The organism is Roseateles sp. L2-2, assembly GCF_050613215.1.
GTDB classification, from domain to species: domain Bacteria; phylum Pseudomonadota; class Gammaproteobacteria; order Burkholderiales; family Burkholderiaceae_C; genus Roseateles; species Roseateles noduli.
Genome location: NZ_CP192509.1, coordinates 2,772,651 through 2,792,852, shown reverse-complemented (window position 1 = coordinate 2,792,852; position 20,202 = coordinate 2,772,651). Strand labels below are relative to the sequence as shown.

The following is a 20,202-nucleotide window of genomic DNA, read 5'->3' as shown; positions in this document are numbered from 1 at the left end:
TTTTTCTCGCGGTGCCGCGAGATCTGTTTTTCGCGCGTGACAAGACCCGGGGCCCTTCGTGAAATGCGGGGGCTGATGATAATCGGACCATGATCGAAGACCTCCACCACGCTCCGCCGCCCGTGCCGTCCTCGGCGCTGGGCGCCGTCCGGCTCGCCGACTGGGGCGTGATCCGCGCCCAGGGCGAGGAAGCCGCCAAGTTCCTGCACACCCAGCTGACGCAAGACCTGGCCCTGCAGACCGGCGCGCAGGCCCGGCTGGCGGGCTACTGCTCGGCCAAGGGACGCCTGCTCGCGACCATGCTGGCGCTGAAACCGGACGACCAGTCCGTGCTGCTGGCCCTGCCCGCCGAGGTGCTGCCGGCCACGGTCAAGCGGCTGTCGATGTTCGTGCTGCGCGCCAAGTGCAAGCTGAGCGACGACAGCGCGGCCTGGGCCGTCTGGGGCCTGTCCGGCGCGCAGGCGCGCGACTGGCTGGCCGAGGCTGGCGAGGGCGCGGCCCCGGCGACGGTCTGGTCCGTGGGTCGCCTGGCCCTGCCCGACGGCCGCGAGGCGCTGGTCACCCGACTGCCCGACGACGGCCTCACCCCGCGTTTCCTGCTGCTGCAGCCCGCCGATGCGCCCGCGCCGGCGCTGCCCGTGATCGACCCCGAGGAATGGCAAGGGCTGGACGTGACCGCCGGGCTGGCCTGGGTCCGCCAGGGCACGGTCGAGCAGTTCGTGCCGCAGATGCTCAACCTGGAGCTGCTGGGCGGCGTGAACTTCCAGAAGGGCTGCTATCCGGGCCAGGAGATCGTGGCCCGCAGCCAGTACCGCGGCACGATCAAGCGCCGCACCCACCTGTTCGCGCTGGACGGCAGCGACGCCGACGCGACGCCGGGCCAGGAGATCTTCCACAGCGCCGACCCGGACCAGCCCGCGGGCCTGGTCGCCGGCTTCGGCCGCCAGGAGGGCCGCCCGCTGCTGCTGGCCGAGGTGAAGCTGGCCGCGCTCGAGTCCGGCACCCTCCACCTGGGCAGCGTGACCGGCGCCGTCCTCACCCCCCGTCCCCTGCCTTACGTCATCGGAGAACCTGAATGAACACCTCGCCGCCGACGCGCGCCGCTGCGCCGCCCACCGTCCATCCTGCCAACCGCTCGACCGCACCGGTCGAGCTCTACGTCTACTACCGCGTCCACGCAGACCAGCTGACGGCCGCGCTGGCCGCCTTCGAACAGGCGCGTCAGGCGCAGCCGGTGCGGCTGCTGCAGCGCCATGACAACGATCCGGTCTTCCAGACCTGGATGGAGATCTACGGCCCCGAGCTGCCCGACGCGGCGGACGCGGAGCGCCGGATCGCCGCCGCCCTGGGCGCGTTCGCGCAGGGTCCCCGTCACCGCGAGGCCTTCGCCGCCGTCGCCGGTCCGGGAGCGATCCACTGATGGAACACAACGTCTCCCTCATTTCCACGCTGGCGGCGGGCTTCGGTCTGGCGCTGATCCTGGGCTTCATCGCCGAGCGGCTCAAGCTGCCCGCGCTGGTGGGTTACCTGCTCGCCGGCATCGCGATCGGTCCGGCCACGCCGGGCTTCGTCGCGGACGTCGGCATCGCCGCGCAGCTGTCGGAGATCGGCGTGATGCTGCTGATGTTCGGCGTCGGGCTGCACTTCTCGCTGAAGGACCTGATGGCGGTCAAGCGCATCGCGCTGCCCGGCGCGGTCGTGCAGATGGCCGCGGCCACGGCGCTGGGCATGGGCCTGGCGATGTGGTGGGGCTGGCCGGCGGGCCAGGCGCTGGTCTTCGGGCTGACGCTGTCCTGCGCCAGCACGGTGGTGCTGCTGAAGGCGCTGGAATCGCGCGGCACGCTCGAATCCATGAACGGTCGCATCGCGGTGGGCTGGCTGGTGGTCGAGGACCTGGCCACGGTGCTGATCCTGGTGCTGCTGCCGCCGCTGGCCTCGGTGCTGGGCGGCAACGCGGCGCCCGGGGCCTCCGCGGACGTGCCGCTGTGGCGCACCATCGCGGAGACGCTGGCGCAGATGGCCGCGTTCGTGGTGCTGATGCTGGTCGTGGGCCGTCGCGTGCTGCCGTGGATGCTGTGGCAGGTGGCGCGGACCGGCTCGCGCGAGCTGTTCACGCTGATGGTCATCGCGGTGGCGATCGGCATCGCCTACGGCGCCTCGGAACTCTTCCACGTGTCCTTCGCGCTGGGTGCGTTCTTCGCCGGCACGGTGATGCGCGAATCCGAATACAGCCACCGCGCCGCGCAGGAATCGCTGCCGCTGCGGGACTCGTTCTCGGTGCTGTTCTTCGTGTCGGTGGGCATGCTGTTCGACCCGATGACGCTGGTCGACCAGCCGCTGCACCTGCTGGGCGTGGTCGCGATCGTGATGCTGGGCAAGGCGATCGCGGCGGCGGCGCTGGTGATCGTGTTCCGCTATCCGCTGAACACGGCGATGACGGTGTCGGCCAGCCTGGCGCAGATCGGGGAGTTCAGCTTCATCCTCGCAGGCCTGGGCCTGCAGCTGGGTCTGCTGCCCAAGGCCGGGATGAACCTGGTGCTGGCGGCGGCGCTGATCTCGATCGCGCTGAACCCGGTGATGTTCGCGATGATCGCGCCGCTGCAGCGCTGGGTGCTGGCGCGGTCGGCCTTCGCGCGCAAGCTGGAAGAGCGGGATGATCCCTATGCCGAGCTGCCGCAATCCACCGACCGCCAGTTCCTGGAGGGTCAGGTCGTGCTGGTCGGGTACGGCCGCGTGGGGCGGCGCATCGCCGACGCGCTGACCGAGCGCGGCATCCCCTTCGTCGTCGCGGACGAGAGCCGCGAGACCGTCGAGGCGCTGCGCAAGCGCGGTCTGGCGGCGGTCAGCGGCGACGCCAGCGAGCCCATGGTGCTGATCCAGGCCCACATCGCCAACGCGGCGATGCTGGTGGTGGCGGTGCCGGACTCGATGAAGGCGCGGCAGATGGCCGACACGGCGCGTCAGCTGAACCCGGGCATCGAGATCGTGCTGCGCACCCACGGCGAGGAGGAGTCCGCGCTGCTGCGCAAGGAACAGCTGGGCACCGTGTTCTATGGCGAGGAGGAACTCGCCAAGGGCATGAGCCGGCACGTGCTGCAGCGCTTCAACGCGGACCTCCCGGAGGGTCTGTCGCCGGTGGCGACGCCGGCGCATTGAGCGCCAGTCCGCGGACCTCGCAACCGGCGCCGTTGCGGCGATGATGAGCGACCCTTCGGGGTCGCTTTTTTCTTGCCCGCCGGCCTGACCGGCAGCCCAGCAATCGCCGCTTTACATCGCCCGCTTAGCGTCGCCGCCCATGATTGAATCGACCCGCCCTTGCCAGCGTCCTCACCCGCCTCGCGCTTGGCGCGCTCCCGCGCGTTCCCTCGTCCTTGGCGGCGTTGTGGCGGTGGCCGCGGCCTTGCTGCTGGCCGGGTGCGGCAACGCGCCGCCGAAGGCGCGCGTCGAGGAGCAGCAGCAACAGCGCGAATTCGCGTCGCGTGGTTACGCGCCGCAGGGCGAGCCGGTGACCCTTCAACCGGTGCTGTGGCGCATGCGCGGCGACGATGTGCGCCTGAGCCTGACCGTGCCGGCCGGCGCGGCGGCCGCGCCGCGTCCGGTCATCGTGTACCTGCCCGGACTGGGCGAGTCCGAGACCGCCGGCATCCGCTGGCGCCGCGCCTGGGCGGCGGCTGGATATGCGGTGCTGACGCTGCAGCCGCTGGACGAGGATGCAACAGCCTGGTCGTCGGACCTGGCGCGCTCCGCGGAGTTCACCGAGCTGGGCCGGCGCCACTACGCCGAGGCCCAGATGCGCAAGCGGCTGGCCCGGCTCGACGAGTTGCTCGCCGAAGCCCAGCGGCTGAGCCGCCAGGCCCCAGGCCAGGGGGCGGGTCCGGGCGCGGCCCCGAACGAGGTGTCCTGGCGTTCGCTGGACTGGTCGAGGACGGCGATCGCGGGGTATGAGCTCGGCGCGCAGACCGCGATGGCGCTGGCGGGCGAGCGGCAGGCGGACGGCTCGGTGCTGTCGCTCAAGAGCGTGAAGCCGGTGGCGGCGATCGTGATCAGCCCGCAGGTGTTCGCGCAGCCGGACCCGGCTCGCTACCGCGACGTCGCGATCCCGGTGCTCGGCCTGACCGGTCCGGACGACGGCGACGTGCTCAACCTGGTGCGTGACGTGCAATGGCGCCAGGCGCCGTTCGCCGCGATGCCGGCGCAGCGCGGCTGGCTGCTGAGCGTGAAGGAGGTCCGCCACGCCGCGTTCGGCGGGAACGAGGCCCGGCCCGAGGACGTCGAGCGCGAGCAGAAGCGCATCCGCGCCGCCGAGGAGCAGGCCCAGTCGCAACCGCAAGGCCGACGCGGCGGCGGTCGCGGCGGGCGCGGCCAGGAAGGACCGACGCGCATGGCGCCGGTCCCCGCCGTGCCCGACTACCGGCAACTGCACGAGCAGCAGCTCGGCCTGACGGCGGCGCAGCAGGTCAGCGTGGCGTTCCTGGACCTGCAACTGAGGAAATCCGACGCCGCGCGTGCGTGGCTGGGCGCACCGGCCGCGTCGTGGATGCGAGGCGTCGCCACCCTGCCTCCTTCAAAGGACTGAGGAGGTCCCCGAGTCCGCGTAGATCCTCAGGATCTCGTTGGACGTCAACCTGACCGCGTCGCTGGCATTGCCTGCGAGATCGATCTGTCGGAGTTCCAGCGGCCCGGTCAAGTCGTCCTTGCTCGCCAGACGCGTCCAGGTCGACTCACCTTCACGTCGAAGCTCGAAGTGGGCGAAACTTTCGGGCTTCTTGAGCGAGCGCAATGCCATGCCGTCGGGGTTGGTCCCCAATGGCGTCCACTCGGGTTGGGATGGGGGCGTCGTATCCAGAACGACATTCGCCCATCGAATGGCATCGTCCCAGTTGCCGGCACGATCGAACCGCTTGACGCCGATGATCTGAGCCCCCTCCCTAAAGAGCTCTTTTGGGAGTAGTTCTGCACTGCCTTCCACGACTTCTTCCCCGATGGCGTCACCGGACCGGTCGTAGTGCCTGGCCTGCCATACGGCCCTTTCCTCCAATCCAGGCAACCGGACCAGCGCCTGATTCGTGAGCGAGTACGTTCCGCCGCGATATGGGGCCCCGGATTCGTTCACTATCGCACGCTCGTTCACCACCACAAGCGGATGCAGGACAGGAGCCGTCCGGTCGACCTCGACGTGCAGATCCACCACGGGCAGCGGTTGCCCATTCGCATCCTTGGACCGCACTTCCACGTGCCTTTTCCCATCCCCTGGGAACAGGGTGTTTCCGATGACTCTGCCGTCACCTAGCGGGCGCCACTGACCTGCGTCGATCCGGTACTCCACCGCCCCGTACAGCCCGCTGACCCCCAGCACTTCCACCGTGGCGTTCGACGTGACGCGATCGACCTTTTGTTCCGGCGTGCGGCCGGTGTCTTCCTTCAAGCGCAGTTCAAGCGCTCCAGCGACCTTGATCGGCACCCGGTGGACGTCGCTTTCGTTCCCATGCTCATCGACATGCATGAGGCTGACCTCGTGCCGGCCGGCCTTGCGAAGTTCCGCATCGCTGAGCGTGGAACCGACCCCATCCAACCACATCCCCCCATCGATCGAGTAGCGCCACCTTGCCCGGGGCTCGAGTCCGGTGACCGTCAGATTGCCGGCATGCATGCGAACCGTTCCGTCCTGGCCGTCGCCATTGGCGGGATGCTCCGCGTCCAGCAGGAGCGGCTTCGGCGCCGTGACGTCGACGTCCAGCACGATCTTCTCGCTCGCACGGCCGGCGAAGTCCGTCTGCCAATATCGGACGTTGTCAGGCTTGGCGACCAGGTCGCGGGGCAACTCCCAGAGCCTCGATGCCGAACTGTCACGCTGGAGCCCGTCCGTCGTCTCCCAGTGGAGGATGCCCGGCTCAGAAGCCTCGAGCATGACCTTGGCCAGCTCTCTATCGCCTGTCGCTGCATCGACGCGCGTGGGCGTGAGACGAACGGAGGGGGGCTGCGGCGGCGTGAGGACTGACGGCGGCTCTGGGCCAGTCTCCGGATCCGGCTTCGAGCCTGTGCCTGTTTCAGGCTCAGGCTCAGGCTCAGGCTCAGGCTCAGGCTCAGGCTCAGGCTCAGGCTCAGGCTCAGGCTCAGGCTCAGGCTCAGGCTCTGGTTCTGGCTGAGGCTGAGGTTCAGGCTGAGGTAGCAAAGTCTGCTCGACAGAGGAACCGGTCGTCCATGTGGGCGGGAGAACGAGCTTGGCCTCGGGCGGGGTGACGACCACCGAGGGCATCTGCTTCGGCGGCAACGGCGGCATCGCTTCCGACGGTGTCCTTCCTCCCCCGGTGACGGCGGCCAGTCCGGCCAAGGAAAACGCCGTCATTCCCGCCCAGGCCACCCCCTCCTCTTGCGATGCGCCGTCGTTGCCCAGCGGCTCGTCTTGCGGAACCGGCTGTTGCGGCACGGGCTGCCCGGGGTGTTCGGGCCCGGTGCCCGCTTCGCCGTCGGCGAGTTCCTTCTTGCGGGGTTGCTTGCGCTGCTGCTTCGCGTTCTCGTGCTTCGCGGTCTGGACCGTCATGCCGTCTTTCAAGGTTCAAACCGGACAGTATCGAAACGGCGCGGCGCGACGGCACTTCCCAGTCCTTGCCCCCATTTCCTCCCGGGCGGCAACCTGCTGCGGCGGCAATGCCTGCTTCCGGTCGGTCCGGTTCGCGGGTCGGTTGATGATGACAAATTTCTGTATTGACAGAAATTTCTGTCTGGATAAAGTCAGCGCCATGGAACTCACCGACACCGCCCGCCGCTTCGTCCTGCACTGGGGCGAGATGGGCAGCGCCTGGGGCGTCAATCGCACCGTGGCGCAGATCCACGCCCTGCTCTACTTCCACGGCCGCCCGCTCAACGCGGAGGAACTGGCCGAAACGCTGTCGGTCGCCCGCTCCAACGTCAGCACCAGCCTCAAGGAACTGCAGAGCTGGAACCTGATCCGCGTGACCCACGTGCTGGGTGACCGGCGCGACTACTTCGAGACGACCGCCGACGTCTGGGAGCTGCTGCGCACCATCGTCCGCGAACGCAAGCACCGCGAGTTCGACCCGACCGTGCGCATGCTGTCCGAACTCGTCGAGGACAAGGGCTTCCAGGACGAATCCCCCGACGCCCAGGACCGCGTGCGCGAATGCCTGCGGCTGATGCAGACGCTGGGCGCCTGGTCCGAGGAAATGATGCGGTTGTCGCCGTCGACGCTGGAGAAGGTGCTCAAGCTCGGCGCCAGCGTGCAGCGTTTCGTGCGCGGGGACGGGACTTGATCCGTCCCTTTTTTTGAACCTTTATTTCTGTTTTTACTGAAATATCAAATATACCGCAAAGGAGTGATGTGATGACCTGGACCCTGCCCCTGAGCCTGCTGATCGCCGCCGCCGCCCCGCTGCTGGCCTTGCGTTACCTGCGCACGATCCTCCTGCAGGTGCTGACGATGATCTGCGACGCCCGCGGCGGCGCCGAATTCTGGTGGCGTGTGACGAACGTGCTGGCGCTGTGCGGCTCGGTGCTGCTGATGCTGACCTTCGGCAACGGCGACGAGCTCGACGTGAGCTGGAGCGAGTTCCTGCGCCGCACCCTGTGGCTGGTGACCGCCGGCATCTTCGTCAGCGTCGCCATCGTCGCCAGCCAGGTGTGGTCGAACGTGAGGACGATGCTCAGGGAGCGCCTCCGCACCGCGGCGCCCGTCGCCACTGCGGCCGCCCCGCACGAGGCGGGTGCCACGCGAGGTGCGTCGTGAACGCGGCAATGCCGCGATCGGTGCTGGTCTGCGGCGCCAGCGGCTTCGTCGGCCGACGCGTCGTGCGCACCCTGCGCGAGGCGGGCCTGTCGGTGACGGCCGGAACCTCCCGCACGCAGGACTTCCAGCACGACCTGACCCCCGAGGTCTGGTTGCCGCGCGTCACCGGCTTCGATGCCGTCGTCAACGCGGTCGGCCTGCTGCGCGACACGCCGCGCCGCCAGCTCGAACCCGTCCACCACCAGGCGCCCGCCGCGCTGTTCGAGGCCTGCGCCCGTGCGGGCGTGGCGCGGGTGATCCAGATCTCCGCCAACGGCGTGGCGCACAGCCCGACCCGCTACGCGACGACCAAGCGCGCCGCCGACGAGGCCCTGCTGCGCCTGCGCGCCGAGGGTCGGCTCGACGCCACCGTGCTGCGCCCGAGCATCGTCTTCGGCCGCGGCGGCGCCAGCGCCGCCCTGTTCATGGCCCTCGCCCGGCTGCCGGTGCTGGTCCTGCCGCGCGCGGCCGTCCAGGCCCAGGTCCAGCCCGTCGCCGTGCCCGACGTCGCGCTGGCGGTGCTGCGCCTGCTGCAGGACGGCGGACCGGAGATCGTGACCGCCGTCGGTCCGCGGGCGCTGCCGCTGGCGGCGTTCATCGGGGAACTCCGGCGCCAGCGCGGTCAAGGGGGACAGGGCGGACAGCAACCGGCCCACGTCATCCCGCTGCCGGACGCGCCCAGCCGCTGGAGCGCGCGCCTGGGCGACTTCGTCAGCAGCCAGCCCTGGAGCAGCGAAAGCCTTGCCCTGCTGGAGCAGGACAACATCGGCGACGCCGCGGCATTCGAGCGCGTGCTCGGGCGGCCGGCCGTGCCCGTCGAACAATTCGTGGAGGCCGCATGGGCATCGGACGTGTGAATTTCCGGCACCGGCGCACGCGCGTGGTCGCGCGCGGCGGTCTGATCGCGCTGTGGCTGGCCACCGGCGCGGCCAGCCTCATCGAGCTCGACGGCCGCAGCCGCGATCTGATGGTCGCCGCGCAGACGCCGGACGCCTGGATCGCCCCGGTCATCGTCGCGGGCGCGCTCGTGGACCTGCTGATCGGCGCGGCGATGTGGCGCTGGCACCGCCGTTGGGTGTACCGCCTGGCGGGCGGGATGATGCTGCTGATGACGGCGGTGGCGACGCTGATCCTGCCCTCGCTGTGGCTGGACCCGCTGGGCTGCCTGACCAAGAACCTGCCGGTGGCGATCCTGCTGCTGATCCTCGACGAGGACGCGCCGGCCTGAAGCAGCCGGCGACGAGATGCTCGAAGAAGAACCGAAGAACAACCGAAGAAGAATTCCAGGAGGAAAAAATGAACACCTACCTCGTGATCAAGTGGCTGCACATCGTGTCGAGCGTGCTGCTGGCCGGCACCGGCTTCGGCTCGGCCTTCTACCTGTTCTTCGCGAACCGCAGCGGCTCGCTGCCGGCGCAGGCCGTGGTGGCACGCCTGGTCAAGCGCGCGGACCTGTGGTTCACGACGCCGGCGATCATCGTCCAGCCGGTCACCGGCGTGTGGATGGCGATGACGGCCGGGTGGGCGCTGGACACGCCGTGGCTGGCGCTGTCGATCGTGCTGTACCTGCTCGCGGGCGCGTGCTGGCTGCCGGTGGTGTGGCTGCAGATCCGGCTGTCGCAGATGGCCGACGCCGCGCTCGCGGCCGGCCAGCCGCTGCCGGCGCGCTACTGGCGCTACGCCCGCTGGTGGGAAGGCCTGGGCTACCCGGCCTTCCTCGCGGTACTCGTCGTCTTCTACCTGATGGTGAACAAGCCGGCGCTGTGGGGGTGAGTCCTGCCACCTCCCTTGGCCCTCACCCCTGCCCTCTCCCGCAAGCGGGAGAGGGAGCAAGAGGGTCAGCGCCACGAGGCAGCTCGGTGGAACTCCCTCTCCCGCTTGCGGGAGAGGGCCGGGGTGAGGGCCAGCGCACGCGGCAGTCCGCCGAGTCAAGCGCCGCTCAACTGCGCCTTGCGCTCGATGATCCGCGACACCAGTCCGTAGTCGACGGCCTCCTCCGCCGACAGCCATCGATCGCGGCCGATGTCTTCGAGCACCACCTCCAGCGACTTGCCCGTCTCGCGCGCGATGGTCCGGGCGATGCGTTCCCGGGCCTTGATGATCTCGCGGGCCTGGATGGCGATGTCGCTCGCCGGGCCGCCGGCGCCGCCGCTGGGCTGATGGATCAGGAAGCGGGTGTTGGGCAGGCAGAAGCGGCGCTCGCGCGGCACCGACAGGTACAGGTGGGTGGCGGCGCTGCCGACCCAGCCCGTGCCGATCATGTTCACCGGCGCGGCGATGAATCGCACGATGTCGTGGATCGCATCGCCGGACTCCAGGTGACCGCCCGGCGAGCTCACCAGCACGTCGATCGGATCGGCGCTCTCGGCGTCCAGGGCGATGAGACGGCGTGTCACGTCGGCGGCCATCACGTCGGTAACGGTGCCGAAGATCAGCAGCGTGCGCGCCTTGAAGGCCTTCTCTTCGAGGTAGGAGGTGCGCGGCTCGGTGGCGCTGGACGGGGCGGCGGGGGTCGGATGCTCCATGGGGCGGTTCCTCGTGGTTGAACTGCTGCCTTGACGAACGAGCGGGCTCCCGCGTGACACCGCCGCCGCCGCCGCCGATGTCCTGCCTTCGCCTGTGGCAAGCTCGCCCCATGCACGACGACCGCGCCCGCCCCCTCCTGGATGCCGACCACCGCAGCCTGGTCCGCGCAGCGGCCCGCCTGCTGGGCCCGGCCGACGCCGAAGACGCCGTGCAGGACGCCTACGTCCGCGCGCTGGAAACGACCCCGACGGGGCTGAACGCCGCCCAGGCCTGGCTGCTCACCGTCGTGCGCCATCTGGCGATCGACCGGCTGCGGCGGCGCGACTGGATGCGGCAGTGGCTGGAAGCGATGGACGGCCAGCCGTCGGTGGCGGCGTCGACGTCGCCGTGGACGACTGCCATGGCGCCCTCGGCGGAAGCGGTGGCGACGTTGGCGGAAGAAGTCGTGCTGGCGCTGCGGCTCATGGCCTCCCACCTGACGCCGATGGACGGTGCCGCCCTCCTCCTGCACGAGGTGTTCGAGGTCGAGCATGCGGAGATCGCCCGCGCGAACGACCAGTCCGAGGCCGCGAGCCGGCAGCGGCTGCGCCGTGCGCTGGCGCGGCTGCGCGAGGCTGGCCGGGCGGGTCAGTCCGGCATCGACGTCGCCGCTTCCGATGCCAGCGAGGACCTCGTCTTCCGCCAATACCTCGAATGCCTGCGCCTGCGCGATCCGCGCGCGCTCTGGGCGATGCTGCGACAGCCGCCGATCAGGGCGATGGCGTCGAGATCCCCGGTCTCCGGCACACCCGCTCCAACGTCCTTCCATGCCTCCGCGCCGGGCGGCGCCTCGTCCGGCGTCGTCCAGGTCGGCGGCCAGCTCGGCCTGGTGCTCACGCTCGACGGGGTCACCTTGTGCGTGCTGCCGCTGGGCGTGCAGGACTCGCGGGAAGCGTCCTACTCGACGATCAGCGTGTAGCTGACCGCCTGCGACATGCGCGGCAGCGCGCCGCCGAAGTTGATCGTGTGCCGGCCGCGCGTCAGCGGCTTGAGCATCACGTAGTAGCCGTTGGACGCCGTCGGGAAGAGCCGCGCGCCGCTGGGATGCCGCGCCCAGGCGTTGAAGCACTCCGGGCTGGCCTGCCGGTGGCGCTGCAGATCGCCGTAGCGCACGCCGTCCACTTCCAGGACCAGCATCTCGGCGCCGTTGGTGACCCGCGCGGCGGTGCCCGAGATCTCCATGCAGCTCCGCACGGCGCCGCCGTTGGGCATGACGACGTAGTTGATCAGCGGGAAGAACAGGTACTTGTCCGCCGGCACCCGGCAGGTGCGCACGGTGCGGGCCGTGCCGTAGGTGCCCGCGAGGAAGAACACGTCGCCCGACTGCCGGTTGCCGCACTGCACGCCGGAGGGGTCGGCGATGGGGTTGATGTCGTCGTCGAAGGACAGCGCCCATTCCCACCAGCGGCGCGACCATTCGGCCTGCGTCACCCAGCCCACCTGCTCGTCGGGCCCCAGCAGCGGCGAAGCCGGCGCGGCGGCGGAACTGGAGGCCTCGGGCGCCGCGGCCGACGCGGCCGTCGCGGCGAGCGCGCGCCCCTGGACCCCCATCGTCAGACCCATCGCGGCGGCCAGCAGCACCGCCTTCCCTCGTGCGTTCATCGCTCGTGCGTTCATCGTTCCGATCTCCCTGGTATCTCCCTTGGATCGGGGCGCATTCTCGCCGTGACGGATGACCGTCCGACGTGACCTCCGCCACAATCCCGCCCCATGAGCTTCGAACCCACTCCGCTGCTGGACATGTCCGGCGACCAGGCCAAGCGCGCCTCGTACGACACGCTGGTCGCCCAGACCCAGGCCCTGCTGCACGGCGAACGCGACTGGCTCGCCAACCTGGCGCAGTTCTCCGCCCTCGTCTTCAACGCCGTCCCGACGCTGAACTGGGCCGGCTTCTACCTGGTCAACCCGAAGAACGACCAGGAGCTGGTCCTCGGCCCGTTCCAGGGCAAGGTCGCCTGCGTGCGCATCGCCTTCAGCCGCGGCGTCTGCGGCGCCTGCGCGCGGACGCAGGAAGTCCAGCTGGTCGAGGACGTGCACGCCTTCCCCGGCCACATCGCCTGCGACGCGGCTTCGCGCTCGGAACTGGTGCTGCCCGTCGTCGCCGGCGGCGTGCTGCGCGGCGTCTTCGACCTCGACAGCCCGGAGCCCGCGCGCTTCGACGCGATCGACGCCGAAGGCTTCCAGCGCGCGATCGCCGTGCTGGTCGCCGGCACCGACTGGGCCTGATCCCGATGCGCACGACGTCCAAGCGCGGCCTGCGCGGGCAGGTCCGGGGTCTGGTCGCTCTCGCCGGGCTGGCGGGTCTCAGCGTCCTGTCGATGCCGCTGTCCGCCGCGGAGCTCAAGCTCCGCGTGCTGGAGACCAGCGACATCCACATGAACCTGCTGAACTACGACTACTACCAGGACCGCCCGGCCCAGGAGTTCGGCCTGGCCAAGACGATCACGCTGATCCACCGCGCCCGCGCCGAGGCGCCCAACAGCCTGCTGTTCGACAACGGGGACCTGCTGCAGGGCAATCCGCTGGGCGACGTCGTCGCGCGCGTGAAGCCGCTGAAGGCCGGGGACGTCCATCCCGCCTACAAGATCCTGAACCTGCTGGACGTGGACGCCGCCAACCTCGGCAACCACGAGTTCAACTACGGCCTGCCCTTCCTGCGTCAGGCCATCGCCGGCGCCAACTTCCCCTATCTCAACGCCAACGTGATGGAGGCCGACGGCCAACGTCATGCGTTCACGCCCAGCGTCATGCTGTCGCGCACGATGCGTGACGAGGACGGCAAGGACCACGCGCTCAAGATCGGCGTCATCGGCGTGACGCCGCCGCAGATCCTGGAATGGGACCGCCAGAACCTCGCCGGCAAGGTGAAGGTGCGCGACATGGTCGACGCCGCCGCCGAACAGGTCGCCGACCTGCGCAAGCGCGGCGCCGACCTGATCGTCGTCATCGCCCACACCGGCATCGACAAGACCGAACTGCCCAAGCTGTCCGAGAACATGGCCGCCCAGCTCGCCCGCGTGAAGGGCGTGGACGCGCTGCTGCTGGGCCATGCGCACACCGAGTTCCCCGGACCCGGCTTCGCCGGTTATCCGGGCGTGGACCTGGAAAAGGGCCGGCTCTACGGCACCCCGGCAGTCATGCCCGGACGCTGGGGCGACCACCTCGGCATCGTGGACCTGACGCTGAAGCAGACCGGCAAGACCTGGCACGTGGCGGACAGCCAGTCCAGCCTGCGCCCGATCTTCGACCGCGCCGCTCGCAAGCCGCTGGTCGAGGCCGATCCGATGCCCGCCGCCGTCATCGCCGACGAGCATCAGGCGACGCTGGACTACGTCCGCAGCCAGGTCGCCGTCGCGGACCAGCCGATCCAGAGCTACTTCTCCCAGGTGCTCGACGGCACCGCGGTGCGGCTGGTCGCGCAGGCCCAGCTGGCGTACGCGCTCAAGGCGGTCCAGGGCACGGCGCTGGAGAAGCTGCCCATGCTCAGCGCCGCCGCGCCGTTCAAGTCCGGCGGCCGCCAGGGTTGGACGCAGTACACCGACATTCCCGCCGGCCCGGTCGCGATCAAGCATGTGGCCGACCTCTACGTCTACCCGAACACGATCAAGGTCGTGAAGCTGAGCGGCGCCCAGGTGCGCGACTGGCTGGAGATGTCCGCCGGACAGTTCCGCCGCATCGATCCGCAAGGGCCGGCGCGGCAGGACGTCGTGGACACGAGCTATCCGAGCTTCAACTTCGACATGATGCTCGGCCAGGACGACGCCCTGCGCTACGAGCTCGACCTGACGCAGCCCGCGCGCTTCGACAAGGACGGCAAGCGCGTCGGCGACGGCCGTCGCGTCGTGAACCTGAGCTGGCGTGGCCAGCCGATGGACGAGCGCGCGGACTTCCTCGTCGTCACGAACAACTACCGCGCCTACGGCGGCGGCCACTTCCCGGCGCTGGCGGCGGACAAGGTCGTCGTCGACGCCCCGGACGAGACACGCGAAGCCCTGGCCCATTTCCTGGCGGCCCAGCCGTCCCTGAGCACGGCGGTCGCGGTCTCGTCGTGGCGCATCCGGCCCGTGCCGGGCGTGGCGATGCAGTTCGTGTCCGGCAACGGCGCGGCGGCGCACCTCAAGGACACGCCGCAGGTGACCCAGGTGAAGGACAACGGCGACGGCTCGTCGCTGTTCGAGTTGAAGCCCTGAGCTGAAACACGCCCACCAACGACAACGGCCGCTCGAAGCGGCCGTTGTTCATGGGGTCGGGACGTCCGCGCCGGGAGGCCCGGACGCAGGTGTCGTTCAGACGTGGATGTCGAGCAGCGCGCCCTCGGCGCGGATCTGCGTCTGCAGCACCCGCAGGTTGCCCACGAAGGCGTAGGTCGCGGACTGCTGTTCGACGATGTCGGCCGCCAGGTCGGCGCCGGGTTCCGGCAGCTTCTCGACCTTGGTCGTGACGCCGTTGCCGTCCTCGGCCGTCTGGGCCTCGATGCGCTCGCGGCGGTAGCCCGGCGTGGCGGCGTTGGCGACGTTGTTCGCCGAGGCGCGCAGGCGCTCGTTGGCGGCGGAGATGCCGGACAAGGCGGTCGACAGGCTGACGTTGGACATGGCTTTTTTCCCAGGAACCCGGCCTCAAGCGACCAGGTATCCCGCCGTCATCGGCACTTTCCAGCCGATCTTTAGAAAAGAAATGGGTTCCGGGCGTTTTTTTCTGGATCGGGTCCGTCCGGGTTTCCCCTGAAAACGACGGTCAACGCCCCAGAACGGGGCATCCAGCCACCAACCGCCCGTCCGATCTACCTCGGAAGGGGTGTTTGCCGCTCCGTACGTGACGACCGCAGCCGACCGACACACCGCTTCCGGATAATGCGAAACATTCTTATCTGCGAACTCTTCTCATCGTCATGCCGACTGCCGCATTCCGACCTGCCCTCGCGCCGCTGGCGCTCGCCCTGACCGCCGCGCTGCACGGCGGCGCCTTCGCCCAGTCGGCTCCCGCGGCCCCGTCGACACCCCAAGCCCCCGCGGCGGCGGCCTCCGCAGCCGCCCTGGCCAACACGACACAGTTGGAGAAGGTCGTCGTCGAAGCCAGCGCGGACGCCTCCCGGGGTGGCCTGATCAAGTCCTACGCCGGCGGCCAGGTGGCGCGCGGCGGGCGGGTCGGTCTCCTGGGCAACCAGGACATCATGAGCACGCCGTTCAGCACGACGGCCTACACCAACGAGCTGATCCAGAACACGCAGGCCCACAGCGTCGGCGACGTGCTGCTCAACGACCCCGGCGTGCGCCTGGCACGGGGCTTCGGCAACTTCCAGGAAAGCTACTTCATCCGCGGCTTCATCCTGAACTCCGACAGCGTCGCCTACAACGGCCTCTACGGCCTGCTGCCGCGCCAGTACATCTCCGCCGAGCTCTTCGAGCGCGTTGAAGTCCTGCGCGGCGCCTCGGCCTTCCTCAACGGCTCGACGCCCAACAGCGACGCCATCGGCGGCTCCATCAACCTGCTGCCCAAGCGCGCGCCCAGCCAGCCGCTGACGCAGATGACGGTGGGCACCGCCAGCGGCGGGCAGACCATCCTGGCGGTGGACGTCGCCCGACGCTTCGGCCCCGACAACGCCACCGGCGTGCGCGTCAACCTGGCCTCGCGGGCCGGCGACACCAGCGTGGACAAGGAAAGCGTCAACCTCGGCATGGCCTCGGTCGGCCTGGACTGGCGCGCCCGCGACGTGCGGCTGTCCGCCGACGTCGGCTACCAGGACCACAAACTCAAGCGCACCCGCACCAACGTCACGCTGGGCGCGACCGCCACCGCCGTGCCGGCCGCGCCGGACGGCGACGCCAACTGGGCGCAGCCCTGGACCTATTCGAACGAGCGCGACCTGTTCGGCACGCTGCGCGGCGAGGTCGACCTGGACCGCTGGCTGGGCACGGGCTGGACCGCGTGGTTCGCCGCCGGCGCGCGCAGCAGCGACGAGGCCAACTCGCTGGCCAACCTGACGCTGACCAACAGCACGACCGGCGCGGGCACGACCTCGCGCTTCGACAACACCCGCGAGGACCGCGTCCGCACCGGCGAAGTCGGCCTGCGCGGCCTGCTGACCACCGGCCCGGTGAAGCATGAGCTGGTGGTGTCGGCGAACGCCTTCCGGCTCGACAAGCGCGCCGCCTTCGGCGTCTCCACGACGGCCGCCACGCCGCGCCTGATCCCGACCAACCTCTACGGCGAAGGCACCGCGCCGCTGCCCGCGCTGATCTCCGTCAGCAACCGGCTGGAGGATCCCGCCACCACCGGCATGACCCGCCTGCGCAGCCTCGCCGTGGCCGACACGCTGGTGATGCTGGACGACGCCTTGCGCGTCACGCTGGGCGCGCGGCACCAGTCGATGGACCTGCGGACCTACGCCTACAACACCGGTGCGCCGGGCGCGCCGTACGACCGCAGCAAGACCAGCCCGATGGGCGGCGTGGTGTTCAAGTTCAGCAAGTGGCTGTCGGTCTACGGCAACTACATCGAGGGCCTGACGCAGGGTGACTCGGCGCCGTCGACCGCGACCGCCGCGATCGGCAAGGTGCTGGATCCCTACCTGTCCAAGCAGAAGGAAGTCGGTTTGAAGGTCGACGGCGGTCGCGTGGGCGGCGGGCTGGCGTTCTTCTCGACGGCCAAGCCGCGCGGCGTGGTGACGAGCACGCTGGGCTTCGAAGCCCAGGGCGAGGACCGTCACCAGGGCGTCGAGCTGACCGCCTTCGGCGAGCCGATGGCCGGGCTGAAGCTGCTGGGCGGTCTGACCTGGCTGGATGCGGAGCAGAAGAGCACCGGCGTCGCGAACACCGAGGGCAAGCGCGTCATCGGCGTGCCGCGCACGATGCTGAACCTGGGCACGGAATGGAACGTGCCGGGTGTGCAGGGGCTGTCGCTGGATGCGCGCGTGATCGCCACGGGCAGCGTCTACGCCAACGCCACCAACACACTGAGCGTGCCGGGCTGGGGCCGCGTGGACGTCGGCGCGCGTTACGCGATGGACGTCCGCGGTCACCTGGTGACCTTGCGCGCCCGCGTCGACAACGTCGCGGACCGCAACTACTGGGCGTCGTCGGGCGGTTTCCCGAACAGCGGCTACCTGGTGCTCGGCACGCCGCGCACGGTCAGCGTGAACGCGTCGTTCGAGTACTGAGCCGAGCCGCTCCCACGGACCCCACGGACCGTGTCTAGTGTTCTCCCTCTCCCGCTTGCGGGAGAGGGTTGGGGTGAGGGGCGCGCGCAGCGCGCGGGGTCTGAACAGTCAGCAAGAAGGCATCCGCACTTCCACCGCCGCTGGCCCTCACCCCTGCCCTCTCCCGCAAGCGGGAGAGGGAGCTCGACCGAGCTCTTCGACGCGGAGCCTCACGCCCCCGCGAGTTCCTCGTAGCTCCCGCTCGAGATGAACACCCGGACCGAGTCTCCGCCGGCGGCCTTGGCTTCGGTGCAGGCCAGTTGCCCGGCGCCGAGCACCGCATCCACGGTATCCAGCGAGGTCTGCAGCTGCACCACCCCCAGGCTGGCCTTCACACGCGCGCGGTGCAGGCCCCAGCGCAGGCGGTAGCCGGCGATGGACGAGCGGATCTTCTCCGCGACGATCTGGGCGTAATGCTGGTCGCAGTCCGGCAGCAGCACGACGAAGTGGTCGTCCTCCAGCCGCGCGACGGTGTCGGAGGCCCGCACCTTGGTGATCAGCATCTGCCCGAGTCCATACAGGAAGTGGTCGGCGACCTCCGCCCCCATGCCCTGCTGGATCTCGCTGAACTTGTCGATGTCGACGAACAGCACCGACACCGGCTCGTGCCGGCGGCTGCCGACGTGTTCGGCCAGGCGGCGTTCGATCTCGCGACGGTTGGCGAGTTCGGTGATGTCGTCGTGCTTGGCCGACCAGGTCGGCTGCAAGCGCTGCTGGCGGGCGGCGGTGACGTCCTCGAGGATCCACATCGCCTCGCCCGCCGGCTGTTCCCAGTGCACCGGCGTGGCCTGCAGCCGGCCCCAGAAGCGCGAGCCGTCGCGGCGGACGAATTCCACTTCCTCGTCCAGCGGCCGTCCCGCGCCGAAGGCGGTCCCCAGACGGACCTGCAGCGCCTGATGGGCGGCCTCCGACACGACCGAGGCGCGCTGGTCGGTGCCGGTCAGGTCGGTCTCGTCGCCGTGGCCGAACAGGTGGTTGAAGTGCTCGCTGACCACCTCGAACTTGCCGGCGGCCACGAAGGCCACGGCCAGCGGCGCCCGCACCAGCAGCGCCCGCATGCGGGCGGCGGTCGGGTCGTGGGCGTCGTGTTGGGATTGCATGTCGTCTCCTGGCGTATCCCGAAGGTGTACCCGTTTTGGCTCGCCCTGGAAAGCCCGGAAAGGACCCGGTTCCCGGGCCTCGTCAGCGGCTGGACCCGCTTTCAGGGGGGCGGCGGAGCGATCTGCTCCGCCCAGTCGTAGAGAGCGGAGAGGATCTCCCCGGCGCGCTCGTCCTCCGACTCCTCGGCCGTCTGGGCCAGGGCGTCGATGCGTTCGGAGAACGCTTCCAGCGTCTGAGCCCCGCCCTCGCCGCCGTACAGGCGGGCGGCGCGGTGCTGTTCCCAGCGTGCCTGCTCTTCGCCGGTCAGGCTGTCCGGGAAGTTGCGCGCGCGGTAGCGGAACAGGATCTCCTCCAGCCGGGCATCCTCGAACGCGACCTTGCCTTGCGCGACGCGGTCGGCCAGCGCCTCGGGCGACAGCCCGCGGATGCGTTCCAGCGAGCGGCGGTCGTCGTTCGACACGAACCCGCCGTACAGGTCCTCGTCCACGTCGACGCCGCCCTCGCCCGCCGGGCGCTGGAACACCTGCGACCAGAGCCGCGAGAGCTCCCCGCCGCGCGCCGCCAGCGTCTGCGCATGCGCCTGTCCCTGCGCGAGGTCCAGGCCCCAGCGCGCCGCCATCTCCGGCGAGAGGATCTTCATCGACGCGATCACGATCGGCGACTTGTTGACGTGGATGGTCTTGATCGGCAGCCGCGTCACGCCCTCGGGCAGCAGCTCCTGCTTCGTGTACATCCGCGTCCGGATCGTCTCCGCGTCCAGCGCCAGCAGCTCGGCCGGGTCGCTGCCCAGGTCCCAGACGATCAGCTCGTTCTTGTTGGTCGGATGCGGCGCCAGCGGCCACACGAGCGCGATGCAGCCCCGGTCCGTGCCGTACATGCCGGACACGTGCAGGAAGGGCCGGTTGGTCCCGATCTCCGCCCAGACGGCGTCCTTGCGGCGCAGCTTCAGGCAGAAGTCCCACAGCCGCGGCTGCTTCTCCTTGATCAGCCGGGCCAGCGCGATCGTCGCGCGCACGTCGGACAGCGCATCGTGCGCCGCCTCGTGGGCCAGGCCGTTGGCGGCGGTCAGGTGCTCCAGCTTGAAGGACGGACGCCCGTCCTCGTGTTTCGGCCACTCGATGCCTTCCGGACGCAGCGCATACGCGCAGCGCACCACGTCCAGCAGGTCCCAGCGGCCGCAGTCGTTCTGCCACTCGCGTCCGTACGGGTCGATCAGGTTGCGCCAGAACAGGAACCGCGTCACCTCGTCGTCGAAGCGGATCGTGTTGTAGCCCAGCCCGACGGTGCCGGGTCGTGACAGCTCGGCGTGGATCTCCGCGGCGAAGCGGTGCTCCGCCAGCCCCTGCTCCGCGCAGGTCTGCGGCAGGATGCCGGTCAGCAGGCAGGACTCCGGATCGGGCAGCGAGTCCGTCGGCGGCTGGCAATAGACCATCAGCGGATCGCCGATCTCGTTCAGGTCGGCATCGGTGCGGATGCCGGCGAACTGCGCCGGCCGGTCGCGGCGCGGCACCCGCCCGAAGGTCTCGTAGTCGTGCCAGTAGAAAGTCATCTCATGCAT

The 20,202-nt window shown here is 70.0% G+C and carries 19 protein-coding genes; 13 read left to right on the top strand and 6 right to left on the bottom strand.

From position 1 onward, the window contains the following. Nucleotides 1-89 precede the first annotated feature (89 nt). From ACQZ13_RS12520 to ACQZ13_RS12505, 4 genes are all read left to right on the top strand, one after another. Complete coding sequence (locus tag ACQZ13_RS12520; RefSeq protein ID WP_431052366.1) at nt 90-1,079, top strand: YgfZ/GcvT domain-containing protein; 990 nt, start codon at nt 90-92, stop codon at nt 1,077-1,079. Further along, nucleotides 1,076-1,420, top strand: a complete 345-nt coding sequence (locus tag ACQZ13_RS12515; RefSeq protein ID WP_431052364.1) for a DUF4936 family protein — start codon at nt 1,076-1,078, stop codon at nt 1,418-1,420. The genes ACQZ13_RS12520 and ACQZ13_RS12515 overlap by 4 nt, the downstream gene beginning before the upstream one ends. Further along, nucleotides 1,420-3,156 carry a YbaL family putative K(+) efflux transporter gene (gene ybaL / locus ACQZ13_RS12510; RefSeq protein WP_431052362.1) on the top strand — a complete coding sequence of 579 codons (1,737 nt, stop codon included), beginning with the start codon at nt 1,420-1,422 and terminating at the stop codon, nt 3,154-3,156. Before ACQZ13_RS12515 ends, ybaL begins: the two co-directional genes overlap by 1 nt. 232 nt (nt 3,157-3,388) lie before the next feature. Further along, nucleotides 3,389-4,576, top strand: a complete 1,188-nt coding sequence (locus tag ACQZ13_RS12505; RefSeq protein WP_431052360.1) for a hypothetical protein — start codon at nt 3,389-3,391, stop codon at nt 4,574-4,576. Here ACQZ13_RS12505 and ACQZ13_RS12500 read toward each other — a convergent pair. Then, entirely contained in the window at nt 4,565-6,541 is a 1,977-nt protein-coding gene (locus tag ACQZ13_RS12500) for a hypothetical protein (protein ID WP_431052358.1), read from the bottom strand. The two genes, ACQZ13_RS12505 and ACQZ13_RS12500, sit on opposite strands and share 12 nt — an antisense overlap. Nucleotides 6,542-6,740: 199 nt before the next feature. Between ACQZ13_RS12500 and ACQZ13_RS12495 the strand changes: the two genes are divergently transcribed. The 5 genes from ACQZ13_RS12495 (at nt 6,741) to ACQZ13_RS12475 (ending at nt 9,556) form a co-directional block, all read left to right on the top strand. Next, a complete protein-coding gene (locus ACQZ13_RS12495) occupies nt 6,741-7,271 on the top strand; it encodes a GbsR/MarR family transcriptional regulator (protein WP_088406575.1) in 531 nt (176 codons plus the stop codon). 71 nt (nt 7,272-7,342) lie between these two features. Continuing rightward, entirely contained in the window at nt 7,343-7,744 is a 402-nt protein-coding gene (locus ACQZ13_RS12490; protein WP_431052356.1) for a hypothetical protein, read from the top strand. A gap of 8 nt (nt 7,745-7,752) precedes the next feature. Then, a complete protein-coding gene (locus ACQZ13_RS12485) occupies nt 7,753-8,640 on the top strand; it encodes an NAD-dependent epimerase/dehydratase family protein (RefSeq protein ID WP_431053210.1) in 888 nt (295 codons plus the stop codon). Further along, entirely contained in the window at nt 8,622-9,011 is a 390-nt protein-coding gene (locus tag ACQZ13_RS12480) for a DoxX-like family protein (RefSeq protein WP_088406569.1), read from the top strand. The genes ACQZ13_RS12485 and ACQZ13_RS12480 overlap by 19 nt, the downstream gene beginning before the upstream one ends. Before the next feature lie 68 nt (nt 9,012-9,079). Continuing rightward, on the top strand, nt 9,080-9,556 hold the full coding sequence (locus tag ACQZ13_RS12475) for a DUF2269 family protein (protein WP_431052353.1): 477 nt from the start codon (nt 9,080-9,082) through the stop codon (nt 9,554-9,556). 155 nt (nt 9,557-9,711) lie between these two features. Here the strand turns inward: ACQZ13_RS12475 and ACQZ13_RS12470 are convergent, their stop codons facing one another. Then, nucleotides 9,712-10,308 (bottom strand): ATP-dependent Clp protease proteolytic subunit, encoded by a 597-nt coding sequence (locus ACQZ13_RS12470; RefSeq protein WP_431052351.1) that lies wholly within the window; start codon nt 10,306-10,308, stop codon nt 9,712-9,714. A gap of 110 nt (nt 10,309-10,418) precedes the next feature. Between ACQZ13_RS12470 and ACQZ13_RS12465 the strand changes: the two genes are divergently transcribed. Then, nucleotides 10,419-11,267 (top strand): sigma factor, encoded by an 849-nt coding sequence (locus tag ACQZ13_RS12465; protein WP_431052349.1) that lies wholly within the window; start codon nt 10,419-10,421, stop codon nt 11,265-11,267. On the opposite strand, the gene ACQZ13_RS12460 is transcribed toward ACQZ13_RS12465, so the two are convergent. Beyond that, the gene (locus ACQZ13_RS12460) at nt 11,246-11,965 is read right to left on the bottom strand and encodes a hypothetical protein (protein ID WP_431052347.1); all 720 of its coding nucleotides are present in this window, start codon (nt 11,963-11,965) and stop codon (nt 11,246-11,248) included. The genes ACQZ13_RS12465 and ACQZ13_RS12460 overlap by 22 nt on opposite strands. A gap of 93 nt (nt 11,966-12,058) precedes the next feature. Here ACQZ13_RS12460 and ACQZ13_RS12455 point away from each other — a divergent pair, with 93 nt between their 5' ends. Beyond that, on the top strand, nt 12,059-12,574 hold the full coding sequence (locus tag ACQZ13_RS12455) for a GAF domain-containing protein (protein ID WP_431052345.1): 516 nt from the start codon (nt 12,059-12,061) through the stop codon (nt 12,572-12,574). Between the two features lie 5 nt (nt 12,575-12,579). Next, entirely contained in the window at nt 12,580-14,538 is a 1,959-nt protein-coding gene (locus ACQZ13_RS12450) for a bifunctional 2',3'-cyclic-nucleotide 2'-phosphodiesterase/3'-nucleotidase (protein ID WP_431052343.1), read from the top strand. Between the two features lie 96 nt (nt 14,539-14,634). Here the strand turns inward: ACQZ13_RS12450 and ACQZ13_RS12445 are convergent, their stop codons facing one another. Next, nucleotides 14,635-14,940: a flagellar basal body protein gene (locus tag ACQZ13_RS12445; RefSeq protein WP_431052341.1), complete on the bottom strand. Its 306-nt coding sequence runs from the start codon at nt 14,938-14,940 to the stop codon at nt 14,635-14,637. Between the two features lie 296 nt (nt 14,941-15,236). On the opposite strand from ACQZ13_RS12445, the gene ACQZ13_RS12440 reads away from it, so the two are divergent. Beyond that, the gene (locus ACQZ13_RS12440; RefSeq protein ID WP_431052339.1) at nt 15,237-17,504 is read left to right on the top strand and encodes a TonB-dependent receptor; all 2,268 of its coding nucleotides are present in this window, start codon (nt 15,237-15,239) and stop codon (nt 17,502-17,504) included. 209 nt (nt 17,505-17,713) lie between these two features. Here ACQZ13_RS12440 and ACQZ13_RS12435 read toward each other — a convergent pair whose 3' ends face one another. Then, on the bottom strand, nt 17,714-18,643 hold the full coding sequence (locus ACQZ13_RS12435) for a GGDEF domain-containing protein (protein WP_431052337.1): 930 nt from the start codon (nt 18,641-18,643) through the stop codon (nt 17,714-17,716). 101 nt (nt 18,644-18,744) lie between these two features. Beyond that, complete coding sequence (gene sbcB / locus ACQZ13_RS12430) at nt 18,745-20,202, bottom strand: exodeoxyribonuclease I (RefSeq protein ID WP_431052335.1); 1,458 nt, start codon at nt 20,200-20,202, stop codon at nt 18,745-18,747.

Coding starts and splice junctions, on each gene's coding strand:
- ACQZ13_RS12490 (WP_431052356.1), top strand. CDS start 7,343: ATGACCTGGACCCTGCCCCTGAGCCTGCTGATCGCCGCCGCCGCCCCG.
- ybaL (WP_431052362.1), top strand. CDS start 1,420: ATGGAACACAACGTCTCCCTCATTTCCACGCTGGCGGCGGGCTTCGGT.
- ACQZ13_RS12520 (WP_431052366.1), top strand. CDS start 90: ATGATCGAAGACCTCCACCACGCTCCGCCGCCCGTGCCGTCCTCGGCG.
- ACQZ13_RS12435 (WP_431052337.1), bottom strand. CDS start 18,643: ATGCAATCCCAACACGACGCCCACGACCCGACCGCCGCCCGCATGCGG.
- ACQZ13_RS12440 (WP_431052339.1), top strand. CDS start 15,237: ATGCCGACTGCCGCATTCCGACCTGCCCTCGCGCCGCTGGCGCTCGCC.
- ACQZ13_RS12465 (WP_431052349.1), top strand. CDS start 10,419: ATGCACGACGACCGCGCCCGCCCCCTCCTGGATGCCGACCACCGCAGC.
- ACQZ13_RS12515 (WP_431052364.1), top strand. CDS start 1,076: ATGAACACCTCGCCGCCGACGCGCGCCGCTGCGCCGCCCACCGTCCAT.
- ACQZ13_RS12500 (WP_431052358.1), bottom strand. CDS start 6,541: ATGACGGTCCAGACCGCGAAGCACGAGAACGCGAAGCAGCAGCGCAAG.
- ACQZ13_RS12460 (WP_431052347.1), bottom strand. CDS start 11,965: ATGAACGCACGAGCGATGAACGCACGAGGGAAGGCGGTGCTGCTGGCC.
- ACQZ13_RS12470 (WP_431052351.1), bottom strand. CDS start 10,308: ATGGAGCATCCGACCCCCGCCGCCCCGTCCAGCGCCACCGAGCCGCGC.
- ACQZ13_RS12475 (WP_431052353.1), top strand. CDS start 9,080: ATGAACACCTACCTCGTGATCAAGTGGCTGCACATCGTGTCGAGCGTG.
- ACQZ13_RS12455 (WP_431052345.1), top strand. CDS start 12,059: ATGAGCTTCGAACCCACTCCGCTGCTGGACATGTCCGGCGACCAGGCC.
- ACQZ13_RS12480 (WP_088406569.1), top strand. CDS start 8,622: ATGGGCATCGGACGTGTGAATTTCCGGCACCGGCGCACGCGCGTGGTC.
- sbcB (WP_431052335.1), bottom strand. CDS start 20,202: ATGCATGAGATGACTTTCTACTGGCACGACTACGAGACCTTCGGGCGG.
- ACQZ13_RS12450 (WP_431052343.1), top strand. CDS start 12,580: ATGCGCACGACGTCCAAGCGCGGCCTGCGCGGGCAGGTCCGGGGTCTG.
- ACQZ13_RS12495 (WP_088406575.1), top strand. CDS start 6,741: ATGGAACTCACCGACACCGCCCGCCGCTTCGTCCTGCACTGGGGCGAG.
- ACQZ13_RS12445 (WP_431052341.1), bottom strand. CDS start 14,940: ATGTCCAACGTCAGCCTGTCGACCGCCTTGTCCGGCATCTCCGCCGCC.
- ACQZ13_RS12485 (WP_431053210.1), top strand. CDS start 7,753: ATGCCGCGATCGGTGCTGGTCTGCGGCGCCAGCGGCTTCGTCGGCCGA.